The organism is Pseudomonas sp. LY-1 (genome assembly GCF_053502595.1).
The window spans coordinates 650,654-675,813 of sequence record NZ_CP094353.1 but is presented as its reverse complement, the minus strand read 5'-3'; the positions used below and the strand labels follow the sequence as shown (position 1 = coordinate 675,813).

The following is a 25,160-nucleotide window of genomic DNA, read 5'->3' as shown; positions in this document are numbered from 1 at the left end:
AGATCATCAACATGGCATCTCAGCGCCATTTCAAAAAACGTTTTACGTTTCGCCACTTAGTGCGCTTGAGATTTACATCAAGTAACTGAGAGACCTGCTGCAAAAACTGCTGATTACTACAGCCAAAATATTGCTCGGAAAAACAAAGCTCATAGTCAAAAGGAGCGGCGTTTTTCAGGCCCGTAGCGGTGAGGTTTGCTTTCAGGTAGCGTCCGATATCTCTTTTGAGCATAAAAGATGCGAAGCGTGATCGGTTATCAACATACCCCTTCACAATATCCGAAAGCGCCGTAGGCGCGACGTTTGATTCGGCGTCGACAAGCCATGCGCCTACGCCCTCTGCCACCTCACCATACATGAAGCTCTCTAGATACCCGTAAGTCATTGACTGCCTCAAAGGATTGGAAACGCCGTCAAAATATACATAGGCATATTGTTGAACTCTGCATATTTGATGAGCACTCGCACCTTAGTCATCTCAATGACGGTTGCAGGAGATCGTGGGCGAATGCCCAACTGACCACCTGCTTCAGCAGTAACGCTTCTGCCCCCACGCCAGAAAACCCTCCAACAACTGCTTCAACACCCCCCGCGTCGGCCCCGCCAGATCCTCGCGATAACGGAACGGCTCGAACTCTTCCATATACGTGCTCTGGCACAACTCCAACTGCACGGCATGAATGTTCTGCGCCGGGTTGCCGTAATGCCGGGTGATATGCCCGCCCTTGAAGCGTCCGTTGAGCACATGGGTGTACTGCGGATGCGCGGCGCAGATGGCTTCCAGTTGGCTGGCCAGCCCAGGGTCGCAGGCGGCGTTGTTGAAGGTGCCGAGGTTGAAGTCCGGCAGTTTGCCGTCGAACAGGTGCGGGATCACCGAGCGGATCGAATGTGCGTCGAACAACAGTGCGTAGCCGAATTCAGCCTTGAGCCGCGCCAGTTCGTCTTGCAGGGTGCGGTGATACGGCATCCAGATCTGCTCGAGGTAGGTGGCGCGCTCTTCCCTGGATGGCGCCAGGCCTTCGCGGAACAATGGCACACCATCGAACAGGATCGACGGGTACAAACCAGTGGTGGCGCCGGCGTACAGCGGCGTGTCGTCGGAGGGCCGGTTCAGGTCGATGACAAACCGCGAGTACTCCGCCGCCAGGGTGCTGGCGCCGAGTTCTTCGGCAAAGTCATACAGCGTGGGGATATGCCAATCGGTGTCCGGCAGGCTTTGCGCCTCGGGGATCAGCCCGGCCTGCACGGCAGGCGTCAGGCGCAGGCCGGCGTGGGGCATGCTGATCAGCAGCGGCACGCGGCCTTGTTTGAAGTTCAGAACGTTATCCACAGTGCGACTCCTTAAACAGTGACATCGACGCCGTGGCGCACGACGCGTTTTTCAAGCTCGCCGCCCAGCCAGTAGGCCAGGTCGGCGGGACGATCGATCTGCCAGGCGACAAAGTCGGCGACCTTGCCCACTTCCAGCGAGCCATGGGTATCGCCTATGCCCAGCGCGGTGGCGGCATGTTGGGTGGCGCCGGCCAGGGCTTCTTCCGGGGTCATGCGAAACAGGGTGCAGGCCATGTTCAGCATCAGGCGCACCGACAAGGCCGGTGAAGTACCGGGGTTGAGGTCGCTGGCGATGGCGATCTTCACCCCGTGCTTGCGCAGGGCGTCCATCGGCGGCAGTTGGGTTTCGCGCAGAAAGTAGAACGCGCCCGGCAGCAGCACCGCGACGGTGCCGGCAGCGGCCATGGCGATGGCGTCGTCTTCGGTCATGAACTCCAGGTGATCCGCCGACAGCGCCTGGTAACGCGCGGCCAGGCTGGAACCGTGCAGCGACGACAGTTGCTCGGCGTGCAGCTTTACCGGCAGGCCGAGTTGCCGCGCGACCTTGAACACACGCTCCACCTGCGCCGGCGAGAACGCCAGGTATTCGCAAAACGCATCCACCGCGTCCACCAGCCCTTCCGCGGCCAGGGCTGGGAGCATTTCGCTGCAGATGTGATCGATGTAGGCGTCGGCGCGGTCCTTGTATTCCGGCGGCAACGCATGGGCGGCCAGGCAGGTGGCGCGCACGCTGACCGGCAGCGCGTCGCCGAGGCGCCGAATCACCCGCAGCAACTTGCGCTCGCTGGCCAGGTCGAGGCCGTAGCCGGATTTGATCTCCACCGTGGTCACGCCGTCGCGCAGCAAACTGCGCAGGCGCTTGTGGGCACTTTCGAACAGTTCATCCTCGCTGGCGGCGCGGGTGGCGCGCACGGTGCTGGCAATACCGCCGCCCTGGGCGGCGATGTCGGCGTAGCTGACGCCTTGAAGGCGTTGCTCGAACTCACCACTGCGGTTACCGCCGAACACCGTGTGGGTGTGACAGTCGATCAGCCCGGGGGTGACCCACGCGCCGTGCAGGTCATGCACCTGGGCGTAATCCGCAGCCGGCACTTCGCTGCGCGGGCCGATCCACTCGATCAGCGAACCGGCAGTGACCAGGGCGGCATCCTTGATGATCGAGTAATTGCCGTGGGCCATGGTTGCGATGTGGCAGTGTTGCCAAAGGACTTTCATCAATGCCTCCCAAGGTGGTCGCTGTTGCCTGTAGGAGCGAGCTTGCTCGCGAAAAACCTCAACGATAACGCGTGCTACTTGATAGCTCGCGGCGCCTGGGGGTTCTTCGCGAGCAAGCTCGCTCCTACAGGGGCGGAGGTTTTTTCAAAGGCTCGGCAGCAACTTGGCCGGCACCAGTTCATTCAGGCAGCGGCTGGCGAGCAGTTCAGTGGCGGCGATGATGTCCGGGGCGAAGAAGCGGTCTTTGTCGTAGAACGCCACTTTGCCGCGCAGGGTGGCGCGCGCTTTTTCCAGCTTCGGCGAGGTCTTCAGGCCTTCGCGCAGGTCCAGGCCCTGGCACGCCGCCAGCCATTCCACGGCCAGGATGCCGCGAACGTTTTCAGCCATTTCCCACAAGCGCTTGCCCGCAGCCGGAGCCATCGACACATGGTCTTCCTGGTTGGCCGAGGTCGGCAGGCTGTCGACGCTGTGGGGATGGGCGAGTGCCTTGTTTTCGCTGGCGAGTGCCGCAGCGGTCACCTGGGCGATCATGAAACCGGAGTTCACCCCGCCATTGCCCACCAGGAACGGCGGCAGTTGCGACATGTGCTTGTCCATCATCAACGAAATACGCCGCTCGCTCAGCGAGCCGATTTCAGCGATGGCCAGCGCCATGTTGTCGGCGGCCATGGCCACCGGTTCGGCGTGGAAGTTGCCGCCGGAGATCACGTCGCCTTCGGTGGCGAATACCAGCGGGTTATCCGACACCGCGTTGGCCTCGATCACCAGCACCTCGGCGGCCTGGCGGAACTGGGTCAGGCAGGCGCCCATGACTTGTGGCTGGCAGCGCAGGGAATAAGGGTCTTGCACCTTGTCGCAGTTCTGGTGCGACTGCGACACCTGGCTGCTTTCGCCCAGCAGGTCGCGGTAAGCCGCCGCCGAATCGATCTGCCCACGCTGGCCGCGCGCGGCGTGAATGCGCGCATCGAACGGCGAGCGCGAGCCCAGCACCGCTTCCACGGTGAGGCTGCCGCACGCGAGGGCACCGGCGAACAGATCCTCGCCCTCGAACAAGCCCCGCAACGCATACGCCGTGGACACCTGGGTGCCGTTGAGCAACGCCAGGCCTTCCTTGGCGGCCAGGGTCAGCGGGGTGAGACCGGCGATTTTCAGCGCAGCAGTCGCCTCCAGCCATTCGCCTTGGTAGCGCGCCTTGCCCTCGCCGAGCAGCACCAGGGACATATGGGCCAAGGGCGCCAAGTCACCGGAGGCACCGACCGAGCCTTTGAGCGGGATGTGCGGGTACACCTCGGCGTTGATCAGCGCGATCAGCGCGTCGATCACCTGGCGGCGAATCCCGGAAAACCCACGGCTCAGGCTGTTGACCTTGAGCACCATGACCAGCCGCACCAGTGCATCGCTGATCGGCTCACCGACGCCGGCGGCGTGGGACAGCACCAGGGAACGCTGGAGGTTTTCCAGGTCTTCGCTGGCGATGCGGGTCGAGGCCAGCAGGCCGAAACCGGTGTTGATGCCGTAGGCGGTGCGGTTCTCGGCGAGAATCTGCTCCACGCAGGCCACACTGGCGTCGATCTGCGCAGTGGCGCTGTCATCCAGATTGATCGTTACCGGCTGCTGGTAGATGGCCCGCAGTTGGGCAAGGCTCAGTTGGCCCGGAATCAGAGTTAGCGCAGTCACATTCATGCTCCTTGGAAATTATTGTTCAGTGCAATTCGGGAAAAGTCTGCTGCAGCAAAGCGCTGTGCTTGAGCAACGCGGCGGCGGTCGCGATGTCTGGCGCCAGCCAGCGGTCTTGCGCGTAAGGCGCGACCTGTTCACGCAACAAGCACCAGGCGCGGTCGGTGCCCGCGCCGAAACGCTGGTCCTTGAGAAACTCGAAGGCCTGGGCCGCCAGCAGGTACTCGATGGCGAGGATCTGGGTAACGTTGGCCAACAGTTGGTGCAGCTTGAGCGCGGCGTTGGTGCCCATGCTCAGGTGATCTTCCTGCAGGCCCGAGGTGACGAAATTGTCGAGCACCGCCGGCTGCGCCAACTGGCGGTTCTGCGCGCACAGGGAAGCGGCGACGTACTGCACGATCATCATCCCGGAGTTGACCCCCGGGTCGCTCACCAAAAACGCCGGCAAGCCGCTGACGTGGGGGTTGATCAGGCGGTCCAGACGACGTTCGGCGACCGAGCCGATCTCGGCCATGGCAATCGCCAGCATATCCGCCGCCAGCGCCACGGACTGCCCGTGCGGGTTGGCCTGGGACACCACGCGATAGCTGTGTGGCGTGCCGAGCAGCAGCGGGTTGTCGGTGGCGCTGTTGAGTTCGGTCTCGATCTGGCGGGTCGCGTGTTCCACCTGGTCGCGCGCCGCGCCGTGGATCTGCGGGATCGAGCGGATGCTCAGCGCGTCCTGGGTGCGGATGCCCTGGCTGCTGGCGATCACTTCACTGCCGTCGAGCAACGCACGCAGGTTGATACCGACCTGCTGCATGCCGGGGTGCGGTTTGAGGGCGATGATTTCAGCGTCGAAGGCATCGATCTGGCCGCGCAGGGCCTCGAAACTCATGGCGCCGATCACGTCGGCCCATTGCAACAGTTGATGGGCGTCGGCCAGGGCCAGGCAGCTCAGGCCGGTCATGCACGGCGTGCCGTTGACCAGGCACAGGCCGTCCTTGGCACCGAGCACCACCGGCTGCAAGCCTTCTGCGCTCAGGGCCTGTTGCGCCGGGACGATCCGGCCGCGGTAGCTCACCTCGCCAATCCCCAGCAACGCCACGCCGACATGGGCCATATGGGTCAGGTAACCCACCGAACCCTGGGACGGCACCTGCGGCGTGATGCCGTGGTTGAGCAGCGCCAGCAGCGCATGCACCACCTGCGGATGCAGGCCGGATTTGCCGTGGCTGTAGTTGATGATCGCCGCGCAGATGATCGCGCGGGTCTGTTCGTCGCTGAGCACCGGGCCGACGCCACAGGCGTGGCTCAACAGCGTGTTGCGCGACAGTTGGCTCAGTTGCGCGCCCTCCAGCGGCACATTGCACAGCGCACCCAGGCCGGTGTTCACGCCGTAGGCGCGCTCACCGCTGGCGACGATGCGCTGCACAATGGCCTGGGCATTGTCGATGCGCGCCCAAGCCTGGCCCGAGAGTTCGAGCACCGCGCCGAAGCGGGCCACGGCGACCACGTCCTGCCAGCGCAGGGGGGTGTCGGCGATGATGATTTTTGCTGCCTGGGACATCTTCATACCTTCTTGAGTTCTTGTGCAGCTTTACTGGCCCTATCGGGAGCAAGCCCTCTCCCACCTTTGGAATGCATCCCCCTGTGGGAGGGAGCTTGCTCCCGATGAGGCCAGCAGCCCCACCCCATAATCCGGATCAGACCACCGCCGCCCGCCGCTGAACGAACCGATCCACATACTCATCCGCCGGCGAATGCAAAATCTCCCGCGGCGTGCCGACCTGGATCAGCTTGCCGTCCTTGAGGATCGCAATGCGGTTGCCGATACGCACCGCCTCGTCGAGGTCGTGGGTGATGAACACGATGGTCTTGTGCAGGGTCTTTTGCAGTTCGAGCAACTGGTCCTGCATCTCGGCGCGGATCAGCGGGTCAAGGGCGCTGAAGGCTTCGTCCATCAGGATGATGTCGGTGTCTGCCGCGAGGGCGCGGGCCAGGCCGACCCGCTGGCGCATGCCGCCGGAGAGCTGGTGCGGGTATTTGTTTTCGTAGCCTTTGAGGCCCACGGTTTCGATCCAGTGCAGCGCGCGCTCGGTGCAGACCTGTTTGGTTTCGCCGCGCACTTTCAGGCCATAGGCGACGTTGTCGAGCACGTTCTTGTGGGGCAGCAGGCCGAAGCTCTGGAACACCATGCTGATCTTGTGTCGACGGAATTCGCGCAGGGCTTGCATGTCCAGTTGCAGGATGTCTTCGCCGTCCACCAGGATCGCGCCGCTGGTGGGGTCGATCAGGCGATTGAAGTGGCGCACCAGGGTCGATTTCCCCGAACCCGACAGGCCCATGATCACAAAGATCTCGCCGGTGCCAATGCTCAAGGACAGGTCGTTGACGCCGACCACGCAACCGGTCTCGGCCAGCACCTGATCCTTGGTCTTGCCCTGGCCGATCAGCGCCAGCGCGTCCTTGGCGCGGTTGCCGAAGATCTTGAAGACGTTTTTCACTTCGATTTTGCTGACAGTAGTCATTTGCTCGCCTCATGCCGTGGGCGACCATAGGCCTGGGTGATGCGGTCGATGACCACGGCGAGAATCACGATGGCCAGCCCGGCTTCAAGGCCGCGGCCGACGTTGAGGGTCTGGATGCCGACAAGAACATCTTCGCCCAGGCCGCGGGCGCCGATCATCGAGGCGATCACCACCATCGACAACGCCATCATGGTGGTCTGGTTGATGCCGGCCATGATGCTCGGCAGCGCCAGCGGCAGTTGCACGCCGAACAGCTGTTGCCAGCGGTTGGCGCCGAAGGCGTTGATGGCTTCCATGACTTCGCCGTCGACCTGGCGAATCCCCAGGTCGGTCAGGCGGATCAGCGGCGGCGCGGCGTAGATCACCGTGGCGAAAATCGCCGGCACCTTGCCCAGGCCGAACAGCATCAGCACCGGGATCAGGTACACGAAGCTGGGCATGGTTTGCATGATGTCGAGCAGCGGCATCAACACCGAACGCAAGCGATTGCTGCGCGCCGACAGGATGCCCAGCGGTATGCCGATCAGCACCGAGATCAGCGTAGCGACCAGCATCAGGGCCAGGGTCTGCATCAGTTTGTCCCACAGGCCGACCGCGCCCACCAGGAACAACAGGCCGACGATCACCGCGGTGGTCACCACCTTGCGCGTGGCGTGCCAGGCCACGGCGCCGACGATGGCCAGCATCAGCCACCAGGGCGCGGCGCGCAGCAGGCCCTCGAGGTTGACGATGGCCCATAGCAGGGTGTCGGAAATGTGCCGGAACACATCGCCGTAGTTGGTCACCAGCGAATCCACCCAACCGTTGACCCAGTTGGCGATGGAAAACGTAAAACTCTCAGGAAACATAGCGTGCTCTCGATCCAGTGGGTTGTGGCCAGGCGCCCGGCTGCCCCTCAGGGTAGTCGGGCGCGCCTGACCTACAAGGCCGCGTCGATTTTCTTGGCGGCGTCTTCGCTCACCCAGGCGTGCCAGATTTCAGGGTGTTCCTTGAGGAACAGTTTCGCCAGTTTCGGCGACTCGATTCGCTCCTTGGCCATGCGCCCCAGGTTCTGGTTCAGCAGGTCGATGGGCAGGTTGACCTTTTCCAGCACGGCCACCAGTTCCGGTGCCTGTTCGTGGAAGGTCTTGGACAGGCCGACCTTGATGCTCACGCTCTTATCCACGCCGGGTTTTTCTTCCAGCTTGACCAGGTCGACCTGGCCCATCAGCGGCGTTGGCGACCAGTAGTAGAACAGGATCGGCTCGCCGCGCTTGTAGCTCGACAGCACCGCCGCATCCAGCGCCGGGCCGGTGCCAGGACGGAAGTTGGTGTAGCTGCTCTCCAGGCCGTAGCTCTTGAGCATCGCGCTGTTGTCCAACTCGCAGGTCCAGCCGGCCGGGCAATTATAGAAGCGGCCTTTGGACGGCTCTTCCTGGTCCTTGAACACCGCGGCGTACTTGGCCAGGTCGGCGATGTTTTTCAGGCCCGGCGCCTTGGCTTCCAGCTTGCGCTTGGCATCGCCTTCGATCACGTAACGCGGCACATACCAGCCTTCGATCGCACCGACAATCGGCGCGCCGACACCGACGACCTTGCCGGCCTTCTCGGCCTTGTTCCACACCTCGCTGCGGCCGACCCACTCTTCGGCAAACACTTGAATGTCATTGCTGCTCAGGGCGTTTTCCATGGTGATCGAATTGCCCGGCAGGCTGTCGGTCTTGCAGTCGTAGCCCTTTTCCAGAACGGTTTGCAGGATGTCAGTGAGCAACATGCCGCTTTCCCAGTTCAGGCCGGCGAATTTCACCGGCTTACCGGACTCGCACCAACCGGCCGCCTGGGCACCGGCGCTTGCCAGCAAGCCCATGGACAGCAATGTGGTCAGCAGGGTCTTGTTCGATTTCATTGTGTGACGCTCCTAATCATGAGTTGGCTTACGGCAGTCAAGAGGCATCCTGCCCGGTCCACGTCCAATCAGGCCCGCGCCGCAGAGCGACTGGCGCCGCTGGCTGGGGCTGGTACAACGCTGTCCTGCTCGACCGGCAGAATCAGTTGATCGGGCACGGCGCTGTGCCATTTTTTCGCACACACGTAATACAGAGCTGCGGGAATTATCAGACCGATGATCCAGGAAATATCCACATCACCCAGGGCGGCCACCAGCGGACCGGTGTAGAACTTGGTGGAGATGAACGGCAATTGCACCAGCACACCGAACACATAGACGCTGATACCGAGCAGGTTCCAACGCCCATAACGCCCGTCCGGATCGGCCAGCGCCGTCACGTCATAACGCTCGCGGGTGATGCAGTAGTAGTCCACCAGGTTGATCGCGCTCCAGGGCGTAAAGAACGCCAGCAGGAACAGGATGAAAGACTTGAACGCACCGAGGAACGAGTGCTGGCCGAGCAACGCGATCAGAGTCGCCGTACCGACAATGGCCAGCACAAAAACCAGACGCTGCAAGCGCGTGACCTGCAGGCGCCCCCGGAAGCCGCTGATGATGGTGGCAATGCACATGAAGCTGCCGTAGGAGTTCAGCGTGGAGATGGTGACCTTGCCGAACGCGATGCTGAAATACAGCAGCGCGGCGGTGGCCCCCGTACCGCCCAAACCGACGATGTAGGCCACTTCATGACCGGCGAATTGCCCGTTGGACAGGGCGGCGGCAAACACACCGAGGACCATCGCCACCTGTGCGCCGATCACCGACCCCGCGCCGGCGGCCAGGAAGGTTTTCAGCGAGGAGGTCTGGCTCGGCAGGTAGCGCGAATAGTCCGCCACGTAAGGGCCGAAGGCGATTTGCCAGGAGGCTGCGAGCGACACCGCGAGCAGGAAGCTGCTCCAACTGAAGTGACGGATTTGCAGCAGCGCGCCAATGTCGGCCTGGCTCATCAGGCGGCTGAACAGGTAGACAAAGGCAATCACACCAATGACGCTGGCGACCCGGCCGATGAAGTGGATCACGCGGTAGCCGAGCACCGTGACCAGCACGATGACACTGGCAAAGACAAGGATACCCACGCTGTCGCTGACGCCCAGCAACTGGCCCAGCGCCTGACCGGAAAGCACGGTGCCGGTGGCGGTGAAACCCAGGTACATCAAACACACCAGCACGATCGGGATGGCCGCGCCATAAACCCCGAACTGCACCCGGCTGGAGATCATCTGCGGCAGGCCAAGCTTGGGCCCTTGCGCCGCGTGCAACGCCATGACGCTGCCGCCGAGCAGTTGGCCGATCAACAGGCCGATCAACGACCAGAACACATCACCGCCCAGCACCACGGCCAGGGCCCCGGTGACAATCGCGGTGATTTGCAGGTTGGCGCCCATCCATAGGGTGAACTGGCTAAACAGACGTCCGTGTCTTTCCGCTTCCGGGATGTAGTCGATCGAACGCCTTTCGATCAACGGGGTGGTGCTTGCACGCGCGTCATTTGCAGCCATGTGTGTTCAACCTCTGATGGATTGTTTTGGGTACTGATTGCTCTTCTGTGGGAGCTGGCTTGCCTGCGATGCAGGCGACGCGGTCTTTCGGGTAGACCGCGGTGACGCAATCGCAGGCAAGCCAGCTCCCACAGAAACCGAGCCAGTCGTTACTTGATCATCGGCAGGTTCAAGCCCTGCTCTTTGGCGCAATCGATCGCGATCTGGTAACCCGCATCGGCGTGACGCATCACCCCGGTGGCCGGGTCGTTGTGCAGCACGCGGGCAATCCGCTCGGCCGCTTCGTCGGTGCCGTCGCAGACGATCACCATCCCCGAGTGCTGCGAGAAGCCCATACCCACGCCGCCGCCGTGGTGCAGCGAGACCCAGGTCGCGCCGCTGGCGGTGTTGAGCAAGGCGTTGAGCAGCGGCCAGTCGGACACGGCGTCGGAGCCGTCCTGCATGGATTCGGTTTCGCGGTTGGGGCTGGCCACCGAGCCGGAGTCGAGGTGGTCGCGGCCGATCACCACCGGCGCGGACAGCTCGCCGCTGCGCACCATTTCGTTGAACGCCAGGCCCAGCTTGGCGCGTTGACCCAGGCCGACCCAGCAGATACGCGCCGGCAGGCCCTGGAAGCTGATGCGTTCGCGGGCCATGTCCAGCCAGTTGTGCAGGTGCGCGTCGTCGGGGATCAGCTCTTTGACTTTGGCGTCGGTCTTGTAGATGTCTTGCGGGTCGCCCGACAGCGCAGCCCAGCGGAACGGGCCGATGCCACGGCAGAACAGCGGGCGGATGTAGGCCGGTACGAAGCCTGGGAAGTCGAACGCGTTTTCCACGCCCTCTTCTTGCGCCATCTGACGGATGTTGTTGCCGTAGTCGAAGGTCGGGATGCCTTGTTTCTGAAAGTCCAACATCGCTTTGACGTGAACGGCCATCGACTGCTTGGCGGCCTTGATCACGACCGCCGGTTCGGTCTTGGCGCGGGCGCGGTATTCGTCCCAGGTCCAGCCGGCCGGCAGGTAGCCGTTGAGAGGGTCGTGGGCGCTGGTCTGGTCGGTGACCATGTCCGGGCGCACGCCGCGCTTGACCAGTTCCGGCAGGATTTCGGCGGCGTTGCCCAGCAGGGCGATGGAGATCGCTTTGCCTTCCTGGGTGTACTTGGCGATGCGCGCCAGGGCGTCGTCGAGGTCGCTGGCCTGTTCGTCGACATAACGGCTGTTCAGGCGGAAATCGATGCTGACCTGCTGGCATTCAATGTTCAGCGAGCATGCGCCGGCCAGGGTCGCGGCCAGCGGCTGCGCGCCGCCCATGCCGCCGAGGCCGGCGGTCAGTACCCAACGGCCTTTGAGGTTGCTGTCGTAATGCTGGCGACCGGCCTCGACGAAGGTTTCGTAGGTGCCCTGGACGATGCCTTGGCTGCCGATGTAGATCCAGCTGCCGGCGGTCATCTGGCCGTACATGGCCAGGCCCTTGGCATCCAGTTCGTTGAAGTGTTCCCAGCTGGCCCAGTGCGGCACCAGGTTGGAGTTGGCGATCAGCACACGCGGGGCATTGCGGTGGGTCTTGAACACGCCGACCGGTTTGCCCGACTGCACCAGCAGGGTTTCGTCATCGTTCAGGTTGGTGAGGCTCTCGACAATCTGGTCATAGCACTCCCAGTTACGCGCCGCACGGCCGATGCCGCCGTACACCACCAGCTCTTTCGGGTTTTCGGCCACTTGCGGGTCAAGGTTGTTCATCAGCATGCGCAGCGGCGCTTCGGTCAGCCAGCTTTTGGCGGTGAGCGTGTTACCGCGAGCGGCGCGGATTTCGACGTCTCGGTATTTTGTAGGCTTAGCGTTAGAAAAATCGGTCACAACCAGAACTCCTCAGCGATCGATGCGCGAACTGGATGCGTGCGAAGTCGACTCTTACGCACACACCTTTACTTGTACATACAAGCATATGCAATCGAACGGCCAACTTTCCTGGGGTGCAGGCGCGATTGTTTGCACAGCCGTGCGCGAGCCTTGGAAATTAAGGCTTCGAGGCGTGATGAAATTTCTCGAGGGGCGGTTTTACAGCGAGGCCGGTTTGCCACGTCAGGGTGGTATTGCGCCACGCTGGGGCGTTCGGTAACAAAGTGGTGCGGAAGGCTGGAAACAGATCGCAAGAACAGTGGAGAAACAAATGTGGGAGGGGGCTTGCCCCCGATAGCGGTGGACCAGTCAGCTTATCTGTAGCTGACCCACTGCAATCGGGGGCAAGCCCCCTCCCACATTTTTTAACCGCGGGCGGTCAATTCGATGATGCAGCAGCGGCCTGTGACGGAGATATCCAGCAAACCAGCGTTACCGTCCAGCTGCAGGCAGTCGTGATGACCCAACACCTGGCCGAGCACCGTCACCTCATCGGCCACGCTGAACACCAGCACCGTCTGCGCGGTGCTGAAAAAACGCTGCATCCCATCGACCCACTGCAACCGCGCATGGTAACGCTGGGGTGAATAGATCAGGTTGAAATCGCGGATCGGCCCACTGATCAGGCGACACGACACCTGGCTGTCGCCCTTGAACGCGAACGCTTGCAGCGGCAACAACCCCCGCTGCTCCTCGCCGTCCACGGTCAGGACCATGCCCGCACCGTTGATCACCGTGATCACGCGTTGATAGCCGGCGAAGGAGGAAAACCCGCCCGACTCGCCGATATCGGCAATCGACAGGCGCCAGCCAAAGCCCTCCAGGCCATGGCCGCCATCGCGGCTGATTTCTTCGGTGCTGCCGCCGCCGTTTTTCCACGGCATACGCACGTAATTGGCGGCGCGCCAGACGGTCACTGCACTCATTTACTGAAGCGTCCTTCCAGGCTGTGGCGGGAACCGGGGTGGATCAAGCGCGCGGCGGTCACCGGCTGGCGACCGGACCAGGTGCGTCGACGAATCAACAGGCACGGCTCGCTCGGTTCGATCTGCAGCAACTTGCACTCGGCGGCATCGGCGAGGATCGCTTCGACCACATGCTCGCCCTCGGTCAACGGTGCGACCTGGTTCAAATAGGCGTAGGGCGTTTGCTGGGTGAAATCCTGCTGCAGGTATTCCGGCGCGACCAGGGCGTTGACGAAGCGGTCTTCGATTTGCACCGGGATATCGTTTTCAAAGTGAACGATCAGCGAGTGGAATACCCGTCCGCCTTCACGCATTTCCAGGGCGACGGCGCGCTCGGAACCGGCTGCCTCTTCGCCCAGGGTGATGACCTGGCAGGTATGCCGATGGCCGCGGGCGGCGATCTCATCGGCAATGTTATGCACTTCAAACAGCGCCGACTGGCTCTTGGGCTCGGCGACGAACGTGCCGACGCCTTGCATGCGTACCAGCAGCCCTTCGGCGGTGAGTTCACGCAGGGCGCGGTTGATGGTCATGCGGCTGAAACCCAGCTGGCTGACCAGTTCACTCTCCGACGGCACGCGGTAATGGGGCGGCCAGTTGCCGCTGAGGATCTGCTGGCTGATCATTTGTTTGACGCGGGCATACAAGGGCGCCGGACTTTCGTCCAGGTGGGCAGCCAGTGAAGACTTGGCGGGCGGAGTCGGCACGGGGAATCCTTGCAGGGGAAAAAGATGCATAGATTGCCGGAGTTTACCGAGCAGGCAAACGTCTGTATATGTATATACAAATAAACACACGACCGGGGTGCCCTGAACATGTCCGTTTTCTTTGCCGAACGCGCACTGCTGCCTGATGGATGGGCCAACGATGTACGCCTTGAAGTCGGCGTTGATGGCCTGCTGACTCACGTCGCGGCCAATGCCAGCGCAGACGGTGCCGAACGGCTCAGGGGCCCGGTGTTGGCGGGCATGCCGAACCTGCACTCCCACGCGTTTCAGCGCGCCATGGCGGGCCTGGCCGAAGTGGCCGGCAACCCGAACGATAGTTTCTGGACCTGGCGCGAGCTGATGTACCGCATGGTCGGCAAGATCAATCCGGAGCAACTGCAGATCATCGCGCGCCAGTTGTATATCGAGATGCTCAAGGCCGGTTACACCTCGGTCGCGGAATTTCATTACGTCCACCACGACGTCAGCGGCCAACCATATGCCGACCGCGCGGAACTGTCGCGGCAGATCAGCCAGGCGGCCGCCAGCAGCGGGATCGGCCTGACATTGCTGCCGGTGCTCTACAGCCACTCCGGGTTTGGCGGCCAGGCACCCAATGAAGGCCAGCGGCGGTTTATCAACAGCGGCGAACATTATCTGGAGCTGCAGGCGCGCCTGAAACCGATCCTCGCCGCACAGCCGGCGCAGCAACTGGGCTTGTGCTTTCACTCCCTGCGCGCCGTCACGCCGCAACAGATCACAGACGTGCTGGCTGCCAGCGACAAGGCCTGCCCGGTGCATATCCACATCGCCGAGCAACAGAAAGAAGTCGACGACTGCCTGGCCTGGAGCGGCAAACGCCCGCTGCAATGGCTGTATGACAACGTCGACGTCGATGAGCGCTGGTGCCTGGTACACGCCACCCATGCCGACCCCGAGGAAGTGACGCGCATGGCCAACAGCCGCGCGATTGCCGGTTTGTGCCTGACCACCGAAGCCAACCTGGGCGACGGGATTTTTCCGGCGGTGGATTTCCTCGCTCAAGGCGGGCGCCTGGGTATTGGTTCCGACAGCCATGTGTCGCTAAGCGTGGTGGAAGAACTGCGCTGGCTGGAATACGGCCAACGCCTGCGCGATCAGCGGCGCAATCGCCTGTATCGCCACGACCAACCGATGGTCGGCCGCACGCTGTTCGATGCCGCACTGGACGGCGGCGCCCAGGCGCTGGGGCAACCGATCGGGCGGCTGGAAGTGGGCAAGCGCGCCGATTGGCTGGTGCTGGACGGAAACGATCCGTACCTGGCGACGGCGACCGAAGACGGGATTCTCAATCGCTGGCTGTTCGCCGGTGGTGATCGCCAGGTGCGTGATGTGCTGGTCAACGGCAAGTGGGTGGTGCGCGATGGGCGGCATGCCGCTGAAGAAGAGAGCCGCCGGGCGTTTACCCAGGTTTTGAGAGAGTTACTCGGTTAACAGGCAACCCATAACAAATGTGGGAGGGGCGGTGCGACGATTCGACTTGCCCCCTCCCACAATTGGATTTGTGCTGATCCAGAGTTATTGCGAGGTCTTCGCCATCTGCTTGTCCGACGTGCGCCAGATCAGGCGCGTGGTGTCATAGCCCTGCTGCCGTGCCCTGCTCAGCAGGTCTTCACGGGTGTCGGCGCTGACCGTCGGCGTGCGCGACAAGATCCACATATAGCGCCGGCTCGGGCTGCCGACGAGGGCAGTCTTGTAATCATCGCTGACATACAACACCCAGTAGTCGCCCTTGGCGACGCCCGGCAACAGCGCGGTAAACCAGTTATTGAATTCCACCCTGAGCTTGTCGGTCTTGCCCGGCACTTGCGGCGTAGCGGTGCCCTTGGCTTCTTCCCACTTCCAGTCGCTGGTCAGGCAGCGGTTGAACACCGACATATCGCCATCCGGCAACAAGGTGTAGCGGGCCTCGGACTGCGCGCAGTTGCGCTGGAAGTACATCGGCAATCGCGCCAATTCGTACCAAGTGCCCTGGTAACGCTTGAGGTTGACGTTACCCGCGGTCTTGGGTTGCAGATCATCGCCAGAATGGCTGGCGCAGCCCGCCAAAAACAGGCTGGCGCAAAGGAACACAACAAAACGCATCATTCTTCTTCTCCCGCAGGCTTTCGCCCCGGTTTACTTCAGGCCTTGCCCGGAAAACATCAGAACTTTGTCACCGGCATATTGAACGCTGATAAAGCTGTTTTTATCGCCCCAGGTGCAGCTGGACATACCCAGCGCGCCGGAACAATCGGTCGGCTTACCCAGCAACGACTCCACTTCGGCCTTGGCCATGCCAGCCGACAGCTTCGCGTAATTTTCCTGATTGACCTTGCTGCAAGCGGCCAACAGCACGCAAAAGGCCAGCAAAGCGAGACGGCGTAACGACATGGAATAACTCCTGGAGGGACGAGGCAGGTTGGGGGTCTGCCAGAAGCTTAGAAGGGAAAACAGGTGTCTGGTTCCCGACGAACGAAAACAAAAAAGCCCCGAAAACGCTGAAACGTTTCGGGGCTTCTCATCGTTCAAGACTTCACGTCTTGAACGTGCTGAGGGAGCTTGCTCCCTCGCCGCACTTACTTCTGGTGATAGCCGGTCACGCGCTCGACTTCTTCCTTCGAACCCAGGAACACCGCCACGCGCTGGTGCAGGCCTTCGGGCTGGATGTCGAGGATGCGCTGGTGGCCGTCGGTGGACACACCGCCCGCCTGTTCAACCAGGAACGACATCGGGTTGGCTTCGTACATCAGGCGCAGCTTGCCCGGCTTGGACGGCTCGCGGCTGTCACGCGGGTACATGAACACGCCACCGCGGGTCAGGATGCGGTGTACGTCAGCCACCATCGCCGCGACCCAGCGCATGTTGAAGTTTTTCTTCAACGGGCCTTCTTCGCCTTCCATCAACTCGCTGACGTAGCGCTTGACCGGTTCTTCCCAGTGGCGCTGGTTGGACATGTTGATTGCAAATTCCTGGGTAGCAGCAGGAATCACGATGTCTTCGTGGGTCAGCACGAAGCTGCCCATTTCGCGGTCCAGGGTGAAGCCTTTGACGCCGTCGCCCAGGGTCAGGACCAGCATGGTCTGCGGGCCGTAGATCGCATAACCGGCGGCAACCTGCTGGGTGCCCGGCTGCAGGAAGGCCTTTTCGTTCAGGGCTTCGTTCTGGCTCAGGTGTTCGTTCGGGCAACGCAGCACCGAGAAGATGGTGCCGACCGGGGCGTTGATGTCGATGTTGGACGAGCCGTCCAGTGGGTCGAACACCAGCAGGTAGGCGCCTTTCGGGTATTTGCCCGGGATCTGGTAGGCATTGTCCATTTCTTCGGACGCCATGCCGGCCAGGTGACCGCCCCATTCGTTGGCTTCGAGCAGGATCTCGTTGGAGATCACGTCGAGTTTCTTCTGCACTTCGCCTTGGACGTTTTCAGTGCCCATGCTGCCGAGGACGCCACCCAGCGCGCCTTTGGACACGGCGTGGCTGATTTCCTTGCAAGCACGCGCCACCACTTCGATAAGGAAGCGCAGATCGGCAGGCGTGTTGTTACTGCGGGTCTGCTCGATCAAATAGCGACTTAGGGTAACGCGGGACATGGAAGGCTCCGATGTATGGGGGGCTAAAAACCCGCGCAGTTTAACGCGAGTCGGGGCGTATTTCCTCCTATCAGAGGATTTAAACCCAATAGAGTTCATGGACGTTATTTAACGTGCTGCCGCAGGCTTGCGCAGCAAACTGTAAGCCATGGCCCCCAGCGCCGCCACACCGAGCAGCAATACGGCCCAGAGTCCGAGTTTTTTCCAGTTCGGTTCGGTGTCGACAGCGGCCACGAGCGCTGGCGACGTGACCCTGACGTCCCCCGCCACCGTGGCCTGCCCCAAGGTGTTGAGGCGCTCGGCGCTGTAGTCGGGGATCAGGGTCGACAGCGGCAGGTTCGCCGCCTTGGCCGAGGCATTCCCCAGCGCCAGGGTGAACGGCGGCTCGCCCCGCGCCAGGAATACCAACTGAGTGGCGCGCACGGCAACCCGCAGGGTCGGCGCGGCGGTGCCCAGGCCGCCGCCGCGCTCATCCACCTGCAACTTGAGTTCGGCGACCGCCTGGCCCGGCAACTGCAATTGATCCTGCACCACGTCCTGGCCGTTCTGGGTCAGGCGGTACAGCAAACCATTGCTCAACGGCTGCCAGGCTTGCTTGCTGTCGCGTCGCCCCGACAAGGTCACGGGCGCCAGCGTATTGGGTTGTGTCAATTCCACGCGCAGGCGCTCGACGTTCAGCCCCGCCGGCAACTGCCAGGTGTATTCCCCCGCCTGCAGCCGCGTGCCGGAGAGCGGCTGCGACCACACCCATGGCGTCGGCAGGCTGCTGCGGGTGGCGCTGACCAATTTGGCCGAGGTCAACAGCGGCGCTGCCTGGCCCTGCCACAACAGGCGCAGGTAACGCGCCGTTTGCCCCGGCAGGCTGACGTCGTGCTGCTCGACGCGCTCGTCGGCAAACGACAAGCGCGCCACTTGCCCGTCGCCCCAGGGCGTCCAGTGCTGCAAGTCATCGCTGGCTTCGATGCTGAATCGCTGGAAGCCTTCTTGCTCGTGGCTCCAGTCGAGGCTCAGTTGCTGCAACGGCGCCTTGATCGCACTGGCGTCGAGCACCCAGCCGCGCAGCACCTGCTGGCCGGTCGTGGTTGCCGTGGAGGGGCGCACCTCCAGCAAGGTGCCTTCGGCGCTGGACTTCATCACCACCGCTGGCAAGGTTTCGCGGGTGTCGGCGGCGTACAGCGGGAACCACTTCACATCGGCAACGTTACGGTTCTCGGTGTGTTGCGCGGATTGGCGCGACAGCGCGTAGGCCTGGGGCTCACCGGCGGCATTGAATACGCGCAGGTCGCTGAGGTCGGCCTGGCGCGCGCTCAGTTGCACGGCCAGCGGCAATTCGAGGCGATACCATGGGCCGTTGCCGCTGACACTCAGCGGCACCTGGGCGGAGAAGTCGGCGGGCGTTTCCTGGGCCCATACCGACAATGTCGCACACACGCCCACTACCGCCACGCTCAACTTACCGATCAAGAGGATGCTCCTTCAGTTTCCAACACAGGTTCGGCGCGCTTGGGCGGCAGCGGTGCGAAGTAACCCACCACCAGCAACAACCCGCCCACGCCAATGAACGACACGATCCGCGCCAGGCCGCCACGGTTGCTCAGCTCGACAAAAAACAACTTGGCCACCACCACGGCAATCAACGCCGCGCCGATCAGCCAAACTTCGCGACGATGGCGCAGGTGACCGCCGATCATCAGGCCGAGGGCGATCAGGGTCCAGATGATCGACAAACCGGCTTGCACCAGCATCGACTCCAGCAACGCGTCCAGGTGAAACGGCACGCCGCCCCAATGGTGGGCGGTACGCATCACCAGCGCCGTGAAGAACGCAAACAGCGAAGCCCCCGCCACCCCTTGGGCGATCCATTCGGCACGCGGCCCGCGCTGCGGCGCCACACTGCGCGACCACAGATACACGCCAAGCAGGGCAAACAGCAGGCCCAGGTCCAGCGGGTTGATCAGCGGCACATAGGGCAACGGCTTGGCCGTACCGTCGCTGAACGTATTGGCCAGCCAGAACCAGCCGAGCATCAGCACCGCCAACGGCAGCGCCGCCAGCACGCGGTACTCCTTGGCATAGGCCGACACCGGCCATGGCCAACTGCGCGGCGCAGCCGCCAGCACCAGGTAGAGGCTCGGCAGGATCGCCCAGCCCAGCCAGCGCCAGGCGTTGTATTCGCTCGACAGCAACAACAGGCCGTAGCGCAGCTCCAGCGCCAGGACGCCGATCAACATCCAGCAACCCAACACATGGGCAACGCTCAGTACTTTGGCCGGAGCCACCGCCGCCAAGCGCCGCAATGAGATGAAATGCACCGCGAACACCGCCAGCCAGGCCAGCCAGCCGAACTGCGCCGCCGGGTGATAGTAGCTATGGGCAGACACCAGCAACACCGCTGCCGCCGCCGGCATCAGCAAAGTGCAGAGCATCGCCAGCGAGGCCCAGCGCAGGCGCGCCGCGAGCAACGTCCAGAGCGCCACGCTCGCCGCGGCGATACCCAGCAGGAACGCGCCCTGCAACGCTTGCGGGATAAACCGCAGCACTTCGCCGATCAGCGCCAGCGCCCACCAGGCCGCGCCCCATACCAGCAACAGGTCGGACAGGCGTTGCAGTTTCAGCACAGCAAACACCGGCGCATGAGGTTCGCGCTGCAAGCGCCAGGCGCCGACCAGAGCGGCCAGGCACAACACCATCGGCGTCCAGAAACCGCTGTGCGCCAACGGACGCAAACCTTCATTGGTCAACGGCCCGAGCAGTTCCGGCACCGCCAGCAGGAACGACGCGCCGCCGATCAGTTGCAGCAGCAAACCGAACACAAAACTGACGCGCTGTTGCAGGTACAGGCTCAACCAGATGATCAGCAGACCGCTCGCCGCCCACACCCCGCTGGCGCTTTCCCAAGGCAGCACAAACAGCACGGCCAGGTTGATCAACACCAGGCCGGCCAGCAGCACCACCGACAACCCGCGCAACAGGCGCGCGTCGCTGCGCACCATGTCGTCACGGGCCGCCAGCAGCATGCCGCCGATCAACGCCAGCCCGATCAGCGAGGCCGTCAGCAAACCGCCCCAACCCGCGCTGAATACCGCCGCGCCATCACCGCCTTGCAGGCGCAACAAGAACAACGCGCCACCCAGCAGTTGCACGGCGAACGCGGTGAACAGGAAGGTCCGTGAACCGATGCGCAGGCCCACGTACAGCGTCGCCAGGCCGGCGAGCGCCCAACTGATGGCGGTGCCCTGGGTCAGCAACAACAGCGGTGCGAGCAGGTACACGAAGGTCAGCCCGAGGCTGGCCAACACCGGCAAGCCCTTGCGCTCCCAAGCCGCCGCCTGTTCGGTGGAGGCGTTGCGCAACTGCGCGAAGCTGAACAGCAACGCGGCACCCAGCAACAGCGCGCCCAATGGCGCACCGTCCAGCATTGTGTGTGCGCCGACGCGCAGTTCACTGAGGAAGGCCAGCGCCGAGCCCAGTTGCAACAACAGGCCGAACGCCCGCGCCAACGGCCGTTGCTGGCGCAGGCCGAGCCAGAAGATCCCGGCGCCTTCCACCGCCCAGGCCGCTGCGGTCCAGCGCGCGTCGAGGCCCAGGGGAATCGCCAGGCTGGCGAAGATCACGCCCAGGGCCAGACAGGTTTCCGCCAGCAGCAAGGCACGCCCGCCACTGAGCAGTCGGGCCAGGCCCATGTAGATGATGCCCAGGCCCAGGGCGCTGAACGCAGCGGCAAACTCCAGGTGTTGGACCAGTGCGAACTGCAAGCCAAAGCCCACCAGCGGCGGACCGAACAGCAGGCTGCCGTCGACATAATCGCCCTTGGCCGCCGACCAGCGCAGCAGCGCGCCCCGGCTGTCGTCCTCGGGCGCGTCGTTCATCTCCAGCAATTTGCGCCGGGTGAACAGCAGGCCGATGGCCAGGTACATCAGGAAAAACACGATCAGGAACGGCTCGGTGCTCCACAGCAGCTGCGGCGCATACGAACGCAGGCCCCAGGCGAAGCCGATGCCGAAGGTGCCGACAAAGCCGATCAGGTTGAGCAGGCGCCAGGCCTTGAACCAGGCGATGGCGAGGATGCCGGCATTGAGCAGGGCGAAGTAGCTGAACAGCGCCACATGGCTGCCGGCGCCGGTGGAAGTCAGGATCGGCGCGGCAAACCCGCCCAGCGCCGCTGCGCAGGCCAGGCCCAACGCATCCTGGGTGATCGCCAGAATCGCCGAAAACAGCGTGACAGCCACCAGCAGGCCCAGCGCCGCACCCGGGTCGATCAACGGGTGCAGGCGCATTGCGGCAAACACCGTCAGGTACAGCACCGCAATCCCGGTGCCTTGCAGCATCAAGCCGTAATTACTGTTGCGCAGCCGCAACCACCAGCCCAGGCCCAGCAGGCCCAAAGCGGCGGCGGCAACCCCGGCATAACGCAGTTCGATCGGCACCACCATGCCTTCGGTGGCATAACGCAGCAAAAAGGCCAGGCCGAGGAACAGCAGCACCACGCCTACGCGCAACACGGTATTGCCGCCGAACAGCCAATTGCGCGCGCCGCGGATGGCACGTTCGATCAGGTTGGGGCCTCGGGGGATAACCGGTTCAGGTGCAGGCGGTTTCTCGGCAGGCGTCCACACATCCGCCGGTAACGCCTGGCTTGGTTCGGCGACAATGGCGACGGGGGTCGGCGCCAGTTCGGCGGGCAGTTCCCAGATAAGCTCGGGGGCCTTGGCCGGCGGGGCGGATTCGGCGACGGGGGATTCGACCAACACACTGTGTGCGAGCGGCGCAGGTTCGGGTGCAGGCTTTTCCATTTGCGCCAGGCGTTGTTCCAGCGCGGTGAGCGCTTTCTGCGCGGTCTCCAACTGACGGCCTTGTTCATCCGTGCGCGAAGCCAGCATCGACAGGCGAATCGCCTGGCCAACGCCCAACCCCAGCAGCGCGCCGATGCCCGCGTCGCCGAACGACTCATCGAGCGTCCAGCCGAGCGCCAGCCCAATCAGCATGAAAATCCATTGCATGGTCGATATTCCCTAAGCAAACCGGGACCTAGTATATCGACGCGGGACCAATGTGGGAGGGGGCTTGCCCCCGATAGCGGTGTGCCAGTCACATATCTGCAAACTGACAGTCCGCTATCGGGGGCAAGCCCCCTCCCACATTTTGGTTTTGGGGTGTTTAGTCGAGCGCTTTCCAGATCTCGGTGGCGTATTCGCGGATGGTGCGGTCCGAAGAGAACCAGCCCATCCGCGCAGTATTGAGCACCGCCGAACGCCACCATTCCTTGGAATCATGCCAATGCGCGTCGACCCGGGTCTGCGCCTCCCAGTAGGCATCGAAGTCGGCACACACCAGGAAGCGGTCGTACTCGATCAGCCCATCGATCAAGCCCACATAACGGCCCGGATCGTCCGGCGAGAACACCCCGCCGCGAATCGCTTGCAACACATCGCTCAAACGATGGGACGCGGCGATGTCCGGCCCGGCGTGGAATTCACCGGCGTGCTTGCGGGCCTCCACCTGCTGGGCGCTGAGGCCGAAGATAAACATGTGCTCGCCGCCCACGCGCTCGTGCATCTCGACGTTGGCGCCGTCCATGGTGCCGATGGACAGCGCGCCGTTAAGGCCGAACTTCATGTTGCTGGTGCCCGATGCTTCAAAGCCGGCGGTGGAAATCTGCTCCGACAAGTCCGCCGCCGGGATGATGCTTTCCGCCAGGCTGACGTTGTAGTTGGGCAGGAACACCACCTTGAGCAAGCCGCGCACGGTGGGGTCGTTGTTGACGGTACGGGCGATGTCGTTGGTCAGCTTGATGATCAGCTTGGCCTGGTGATAGCTCGCCGCCGCCTTGCCGGCGAAGATCTTCACTCGCGGCACCCAGTCGGTCTCGGGCTCGGCACGGATCGCCTGGTACAGCGCCACGGTGTGCAGCAGGTTGAGCAACTGGCGCTTGTACTCGTGGATGCGCTTGACCTGCACGTCGAACATCGCCGCCGGGTTGACCGCAATACCCAGACGCTCATGGATGATCTCGGCCAGCGCGCGCTTGCTGTGCAGGCGTTGTTCGGCAAAGGCCTTGCGGAAGGCCTGCTTCTCGGCAAACGGTTCGAGTTCGATCAGGCGCTGTTCGGGCTTGTCGAGGATGTCCGCGCCCAGCGCGTCGACGAGCATGCCGGTGAGTTGGGGGTTGGCCTGGTACAGCCAGCGGCGGAAGGTGATGCCGTTGGTTTTGTTGTTGATGCGCTCCGGGTACAGCTTGTGCAGTTCGGAGAACACCGTGCTGCGCATCAGTTGGGTGTGCAGGCCGGATACGCCGTTGACGCTATGGGAGCCGAGGAACGCCAGGTTGCCCATCCGCACGCGGCGGCCGTTGTCTTCTTCGATCAGCGACACGGCGCGCAGCACGTCGAAATCGTGGATGCCCTTGGCGCGCAGCGAGTCGATGTGCTGCGCGTTGATCAGGTAGATGATCTGCATGTGCCGGGGCAGCATGCGTTCCATCAGGCCGACCGGCCAGGTTTCCAGGGCTTCGGGCAGCAGTGTGTGGTTGGTGTACGACAGGGTTTCGACGGTGACGTCCCACGCCGCGTCCCAGGGAATATCGTGCAGGTCCACCAGTTGCCGCATCAACTCGGCGACCGCGATGGACGGGTGCGTGTCGTTGAGCTGAATGGCAGCATGTTCGCCCAGGCTCAGCACCGAGCCGTGCATGTTCTTGTGGCGGCGCAGCAGGTCTTGCAGCGAGGCCGAGACGAAGAAGTATTCCTGGCGCAGGCGCAGTTCCTGCCCCGCTTCGGTGCTGTCGGCCGGGTAAAGCACTCGGGAGATGCTTTCGGCGCGGGCCACTTCAGCGACGGCGCCCAAATGGTCGCCGGCGTTGAAGCGCTCCAGGTGCAGGTCTTCCACGGCACGCGCACGCCACAGCCGCAGGGTGTTGACGCTGGCGCCGCGCCAGCCGACCACCGGAGTGTCGTAGGCCACGGCCCGCACGGTTTCGCTGGGCGACCACACCTGAATCAGCTTGCCGCCGGCATCGGCGAGGGTTTCGACGCTGCCGCCGAAGCCGATCGAGTAGATCACTTCAGCCCGTTCGAACTCCCACGGGTTGCCGAAATCCAGCCAGCGCTCGGTCTGTTCCTGCTGCCAGCCATCGACAATCGCCTGGCGGAACAGCCCGTGCTCATAACGGATGCCATAACCATGGCCGGCAATGCCCAGGGTCGACATGCTTTCCATAAAGCACGCCGCCAGGCGCCCCAGACCGCCGTTACCGAGCGCTGCATCGGGCTCCAGCAGGCGGATGCGTTCCAGGTCGACACCCAACTCGGTGAGCGCTTCGCGAGCGATCTCCAGCAGGCCGAGGTTGCTCAGGCTGTCGAAGAGCAGGCGGCCGATGAGGAATTCCAGCGAGAGGTAATACACCCGCTTCTGGCCTTTGCGGTAGATTTGCCGCGTATGGTTCATCCAGTGATCGACCATCTGGTCGCGGGCGGCCAGGGCAATGGCTTCGAACCAGTCATGGTCGAAGGCGTGATCCGGGTCTTTGCCCACCGCGTAGGTGAGTTTGGTCAAGACAGCATCGCGAAATGCGGCTACCTCTGCTTCTCGTGCAAGCGGTTCCTGAGACATCGGTGTGACCTCGGGCGAGATTGAAGGAGTTGCTAGAGCCTAGTCGGTCTGACCGGCGGTCGACGCGCTGGTTCGGCAGTTTTTTAACTCATTCACCTTTGCATGAATTTAATGCAGGGGTCGTGCCCGATCACTGTTCGAGCCGCCTTCGAGCTGAAAACCCGAAAATATTGTTCAAAAAACCATCAATCCCGGTATGATCGCGCGCCCGGATACCGCCCCACCTTGGAACCCT

At 63.1% G+C, this 25,160-nt stretch carries 20 protein-coding genes; 1 reads left to right on the top strand and 19 read right to left on the bottom strand.

All coding sequences use genetic code 11. The features are described 5' to 3' along the window. Nucleotides 1-19: 19 nt before the first annotated feature. From MOQ67_RS02975 to hutC, 13 genes are all read right to left on the bottom strand, one after another. Nucleotides 20-385 carry a hypothetical protein gene (locus MOQ67_RS02975; RefSeq protein WP_046384987.1) on the bottom strand — a complete coding sequence of 122 codons (366 nt, stop codon included), beginning with the start codon at nucleotides 383-385 and terminating at the stop codon, nucleotides 20-22. An 8-nt stretch (nucleotides 386-393) separates the two neighbouring features. After that, nucleotides 394-477, bottom strand: a complete 84-nt coding sequence (locus tag MOQ67_RS02970) for a hypothetical protein (RefSeq protein WP_232591853.1) — start codon at nucleotides 475-477, stop codon at nucleotides 394-396. Between the two features lie 52 nt (nucleotides 478-529). Next, nucleotides 530-1,330, bottom strand: a complete 801-nt coding sequence (hutG, locus tag MOQ67_RS02965) for an N-formylglutamate deformylase (RefSeq protein WP_198718232.1) — start codon at nucleotides 1,328-1,330, stop codon at nucleotides 530-532. A gap of 11 nt (nucleotides 1,331-1,341) precedes the next feature. Further along, nucleotides 1,342-2,547, bottom strand: a complete 1,206-nt coding sequence (gene hutI, locus MOQ67_RS02960) for an imidazolonepropionase (protein ID WP_198718233.1) — start codon at nucleotides 2,545-2,547, stop codon at nucleotides 1,342-1,344. Nucleotides 2,548-2,691: 144 nt separating this feature from the next. After that, nucleotides 2,692-4,230, bottom strand: coding sequence for a histidine ammonia-lyase (gene hutH / locus MOQ67_RS02955; protein ID WP_198718234.1), 1,539 nt, complete (start codon nucleotides 4,228-4,230; stop codon nucleotides 2,692-2,694). Between the two features lie 19 nt (nucleotides 4,231-4,249). Further along, nucleotides 4,250-5,773, bottom strand: coding sequence for an HAL/PAL/TAL family ammonia-lyase (locus tag MOQ67_RS02950; protein WP_193039626.1), 1,524 nt, complete (start codon nucleotides 5,771-5,773; stop codon nucleotides 4,250-4,252). 136 nt (nucleotides 5,774-5,909) lie between these two features. Next, a complete protein-coding gene (locus MOQ67_RS02945; RefSeq protein ID WP_017849905.1) occupies nucleotides 5,910-6,734 on the bottom strand; it encodes a quaternary amine ABC transporter ATP-binding protein in 825 nt (274 codons plus the stop codon). Then, nucleotides 6,731-7,582, bottom strand: coding sequence for an ABC transporter permease (locus MOQ67_RS02940; RefSeq protein WP_017849906.1), 852 nt, complete (start codon nucleotides 7,580-7,582; stop codon nucleotides 6,731-6,733). The genes MOQ67_RS02945 and MOQ67_RS02940 overlap by 4 nt, the downstream gene beginning before the upstream one ends. Nucleotides 7,583-7,653: 71 nt before the next feature. Continuing rightward, nucleotides 7,654-8,619, bottom strand: a complete 966-nt coding sequence (locus tag MOQ67_RS02935; RefSeq protein ID WP_017849907.1) for an ABC transporter substrate-binding protein — start codon at nucleotides 8,617-8,619, stop codon at nucleotides 7,654-7,656. Nucleotides 8,620-8,687: 68 nt separating this feature from the next. Beyond that, on the bottom strand, nucleotides 8,688-10,160 hold the full coding sequence (locus MOQ67_RS02930; RefSeq protein WP_046490861.1) for a purine-cytosine permease family protein: 1,473 nt from the start codon (nucleotides 10,158-10,160) through the stop codon (nucleotides 8,688-8,690). Nucleotides 10,161-10,309: 149 nt separating this feature from the next. Continuing rightward, complete coding sequence (hutU, locus tag MOQ67_RS02925; protein WP_046384993.1) at nucleotides 10,310-11,995, bottom strand: urocanate hydratase; 1,686 nt, start codon at nucleotides 11,993-11,995, stop codon at nucleotides 10,310-10,312. 407 nt (nucleotides 11,996-12,402) lie between these two features. Then, complete coding sequence (locus tag MOQ67_RS02920) at nucleotides 12,403-12,963, bottom strand: HutD/Ves family protein (protein ID WP_198718235.1); 561 nt, start codon at nucleotides 12,961-12,963, stop codon at nucleotides 12,403-12,405. Then, entirely contained in the window at nucleotides 12,960-13,739 is a 780-nt protein-coding gene (hutC, locus tag MOQ67_RS02915; RefSeq protein ID WP_169850562.1) for a histidine utilization repressor, read from the bottom strand. The genes MOQ67_RS02920 and hutC overlap by 4 nt, the downstream gene beginning before the upstream one ends. A gap of 78 nt (nucleotides 13,740-13,817) precedes the next feature. Here hutC and MOQ67_RS02910 point away from each other — a divergent pair, with 78 nt between their 5' ends. Beyond that, complete coding sequence (locus MOQ67_RS02910) at nucleotides 13,818-15,182, top strand: formimidoylglutamate deiminase (protein ID WP_198717756.1); 1,365 nt, start codon at nucleotides 13,818-13,820, stop codon at nucleotides 15,180-15,182. Nucleotides 15,183-15,266: 84 nt separating this feature from the next. On the opposite strand, the gene MOQ67_RS02905 is transcribed toward MOQ67_RS02910, so the two are convergent. From MOQ67_RS02905 to MOQ67_RS02880, 6 genes are all read right to left on the bottom strand, one after another. Beyond that, nucleotides 15,267-15,836 (bottom strand): lipocalin family protein, encoded by a 570-nt coding sequence (locus tag MOQ67_RS02905; RefSeq protein ID WP_017849913.1) that lies wholly within the window; start codon nucleotides 15,834-15,836, stop codon nucleotides 15,267-15,269. A gap of 30 nt (nucleotides 15,837-15,866) precedes the next feature. Then, complete coding sequence (locus MOQ67_RS02900; protein WP_017849914.1) at nucleotides 15,867-16,121, bottom strand: hypothetical protein; 255 nt, start codon at nucleotides 16,119-16,121, stop codon at nucleotides 15,867-15,869. A gap of 185 nt (nucleotides 16,122-16,306) precedes the next feature. Continuing rightward, nucleotides 16,307-17,317, bottom strand: coding sequence for a class 1 fructose-bisphosphatase (locus MOQ67_RS02895; protein ID WP_046490869.1), 1,011 nt, complete (start codon nucleotides 17,315-17,317; stop codon nucleotides 16,307-16,309). Between the two features lie 108 nt (nucleotides 17,318-17,425). Beyond that, entirely contained in the window at nucleotides 17,426-18,778 is a 1,353-nt protein-coding gene (locus MOQ67_RS02890; RefSeq protein ID WP_177031449.1) for a DUF3999 domain-containing protein, read from the bottom strand. Continuing rightward, entirely contained in the window at nucleotides 18,778-22,317 is a 3,540-nt protein-coding gene (locus tag MOQ67_RS02885) for a DUF2339 domain-containing protein (RefSeq protein ID WP_198717755.1), read from the bottom strand. Before MOQ67_RS02885 ends, MOQ67_RS02890 begins: the two co-directional genes overlap by 1 nt. A 157-nt stretch (nucleotides 22,318-22,474) precedes the next feature. Beyond that, entirely contained in the window at nucleotides 22,475-24,925 is a 2,451-nt protein-coding gene (locus tag MOQ67_RS02880; RefSeq protein ID WP_198717754.1) for a glycogen/starch/alpha-glucan phosphorylase, read from the bottom strand. Nucleotides 24,926-25,160 lie beyond the last annotated feature (235 nt).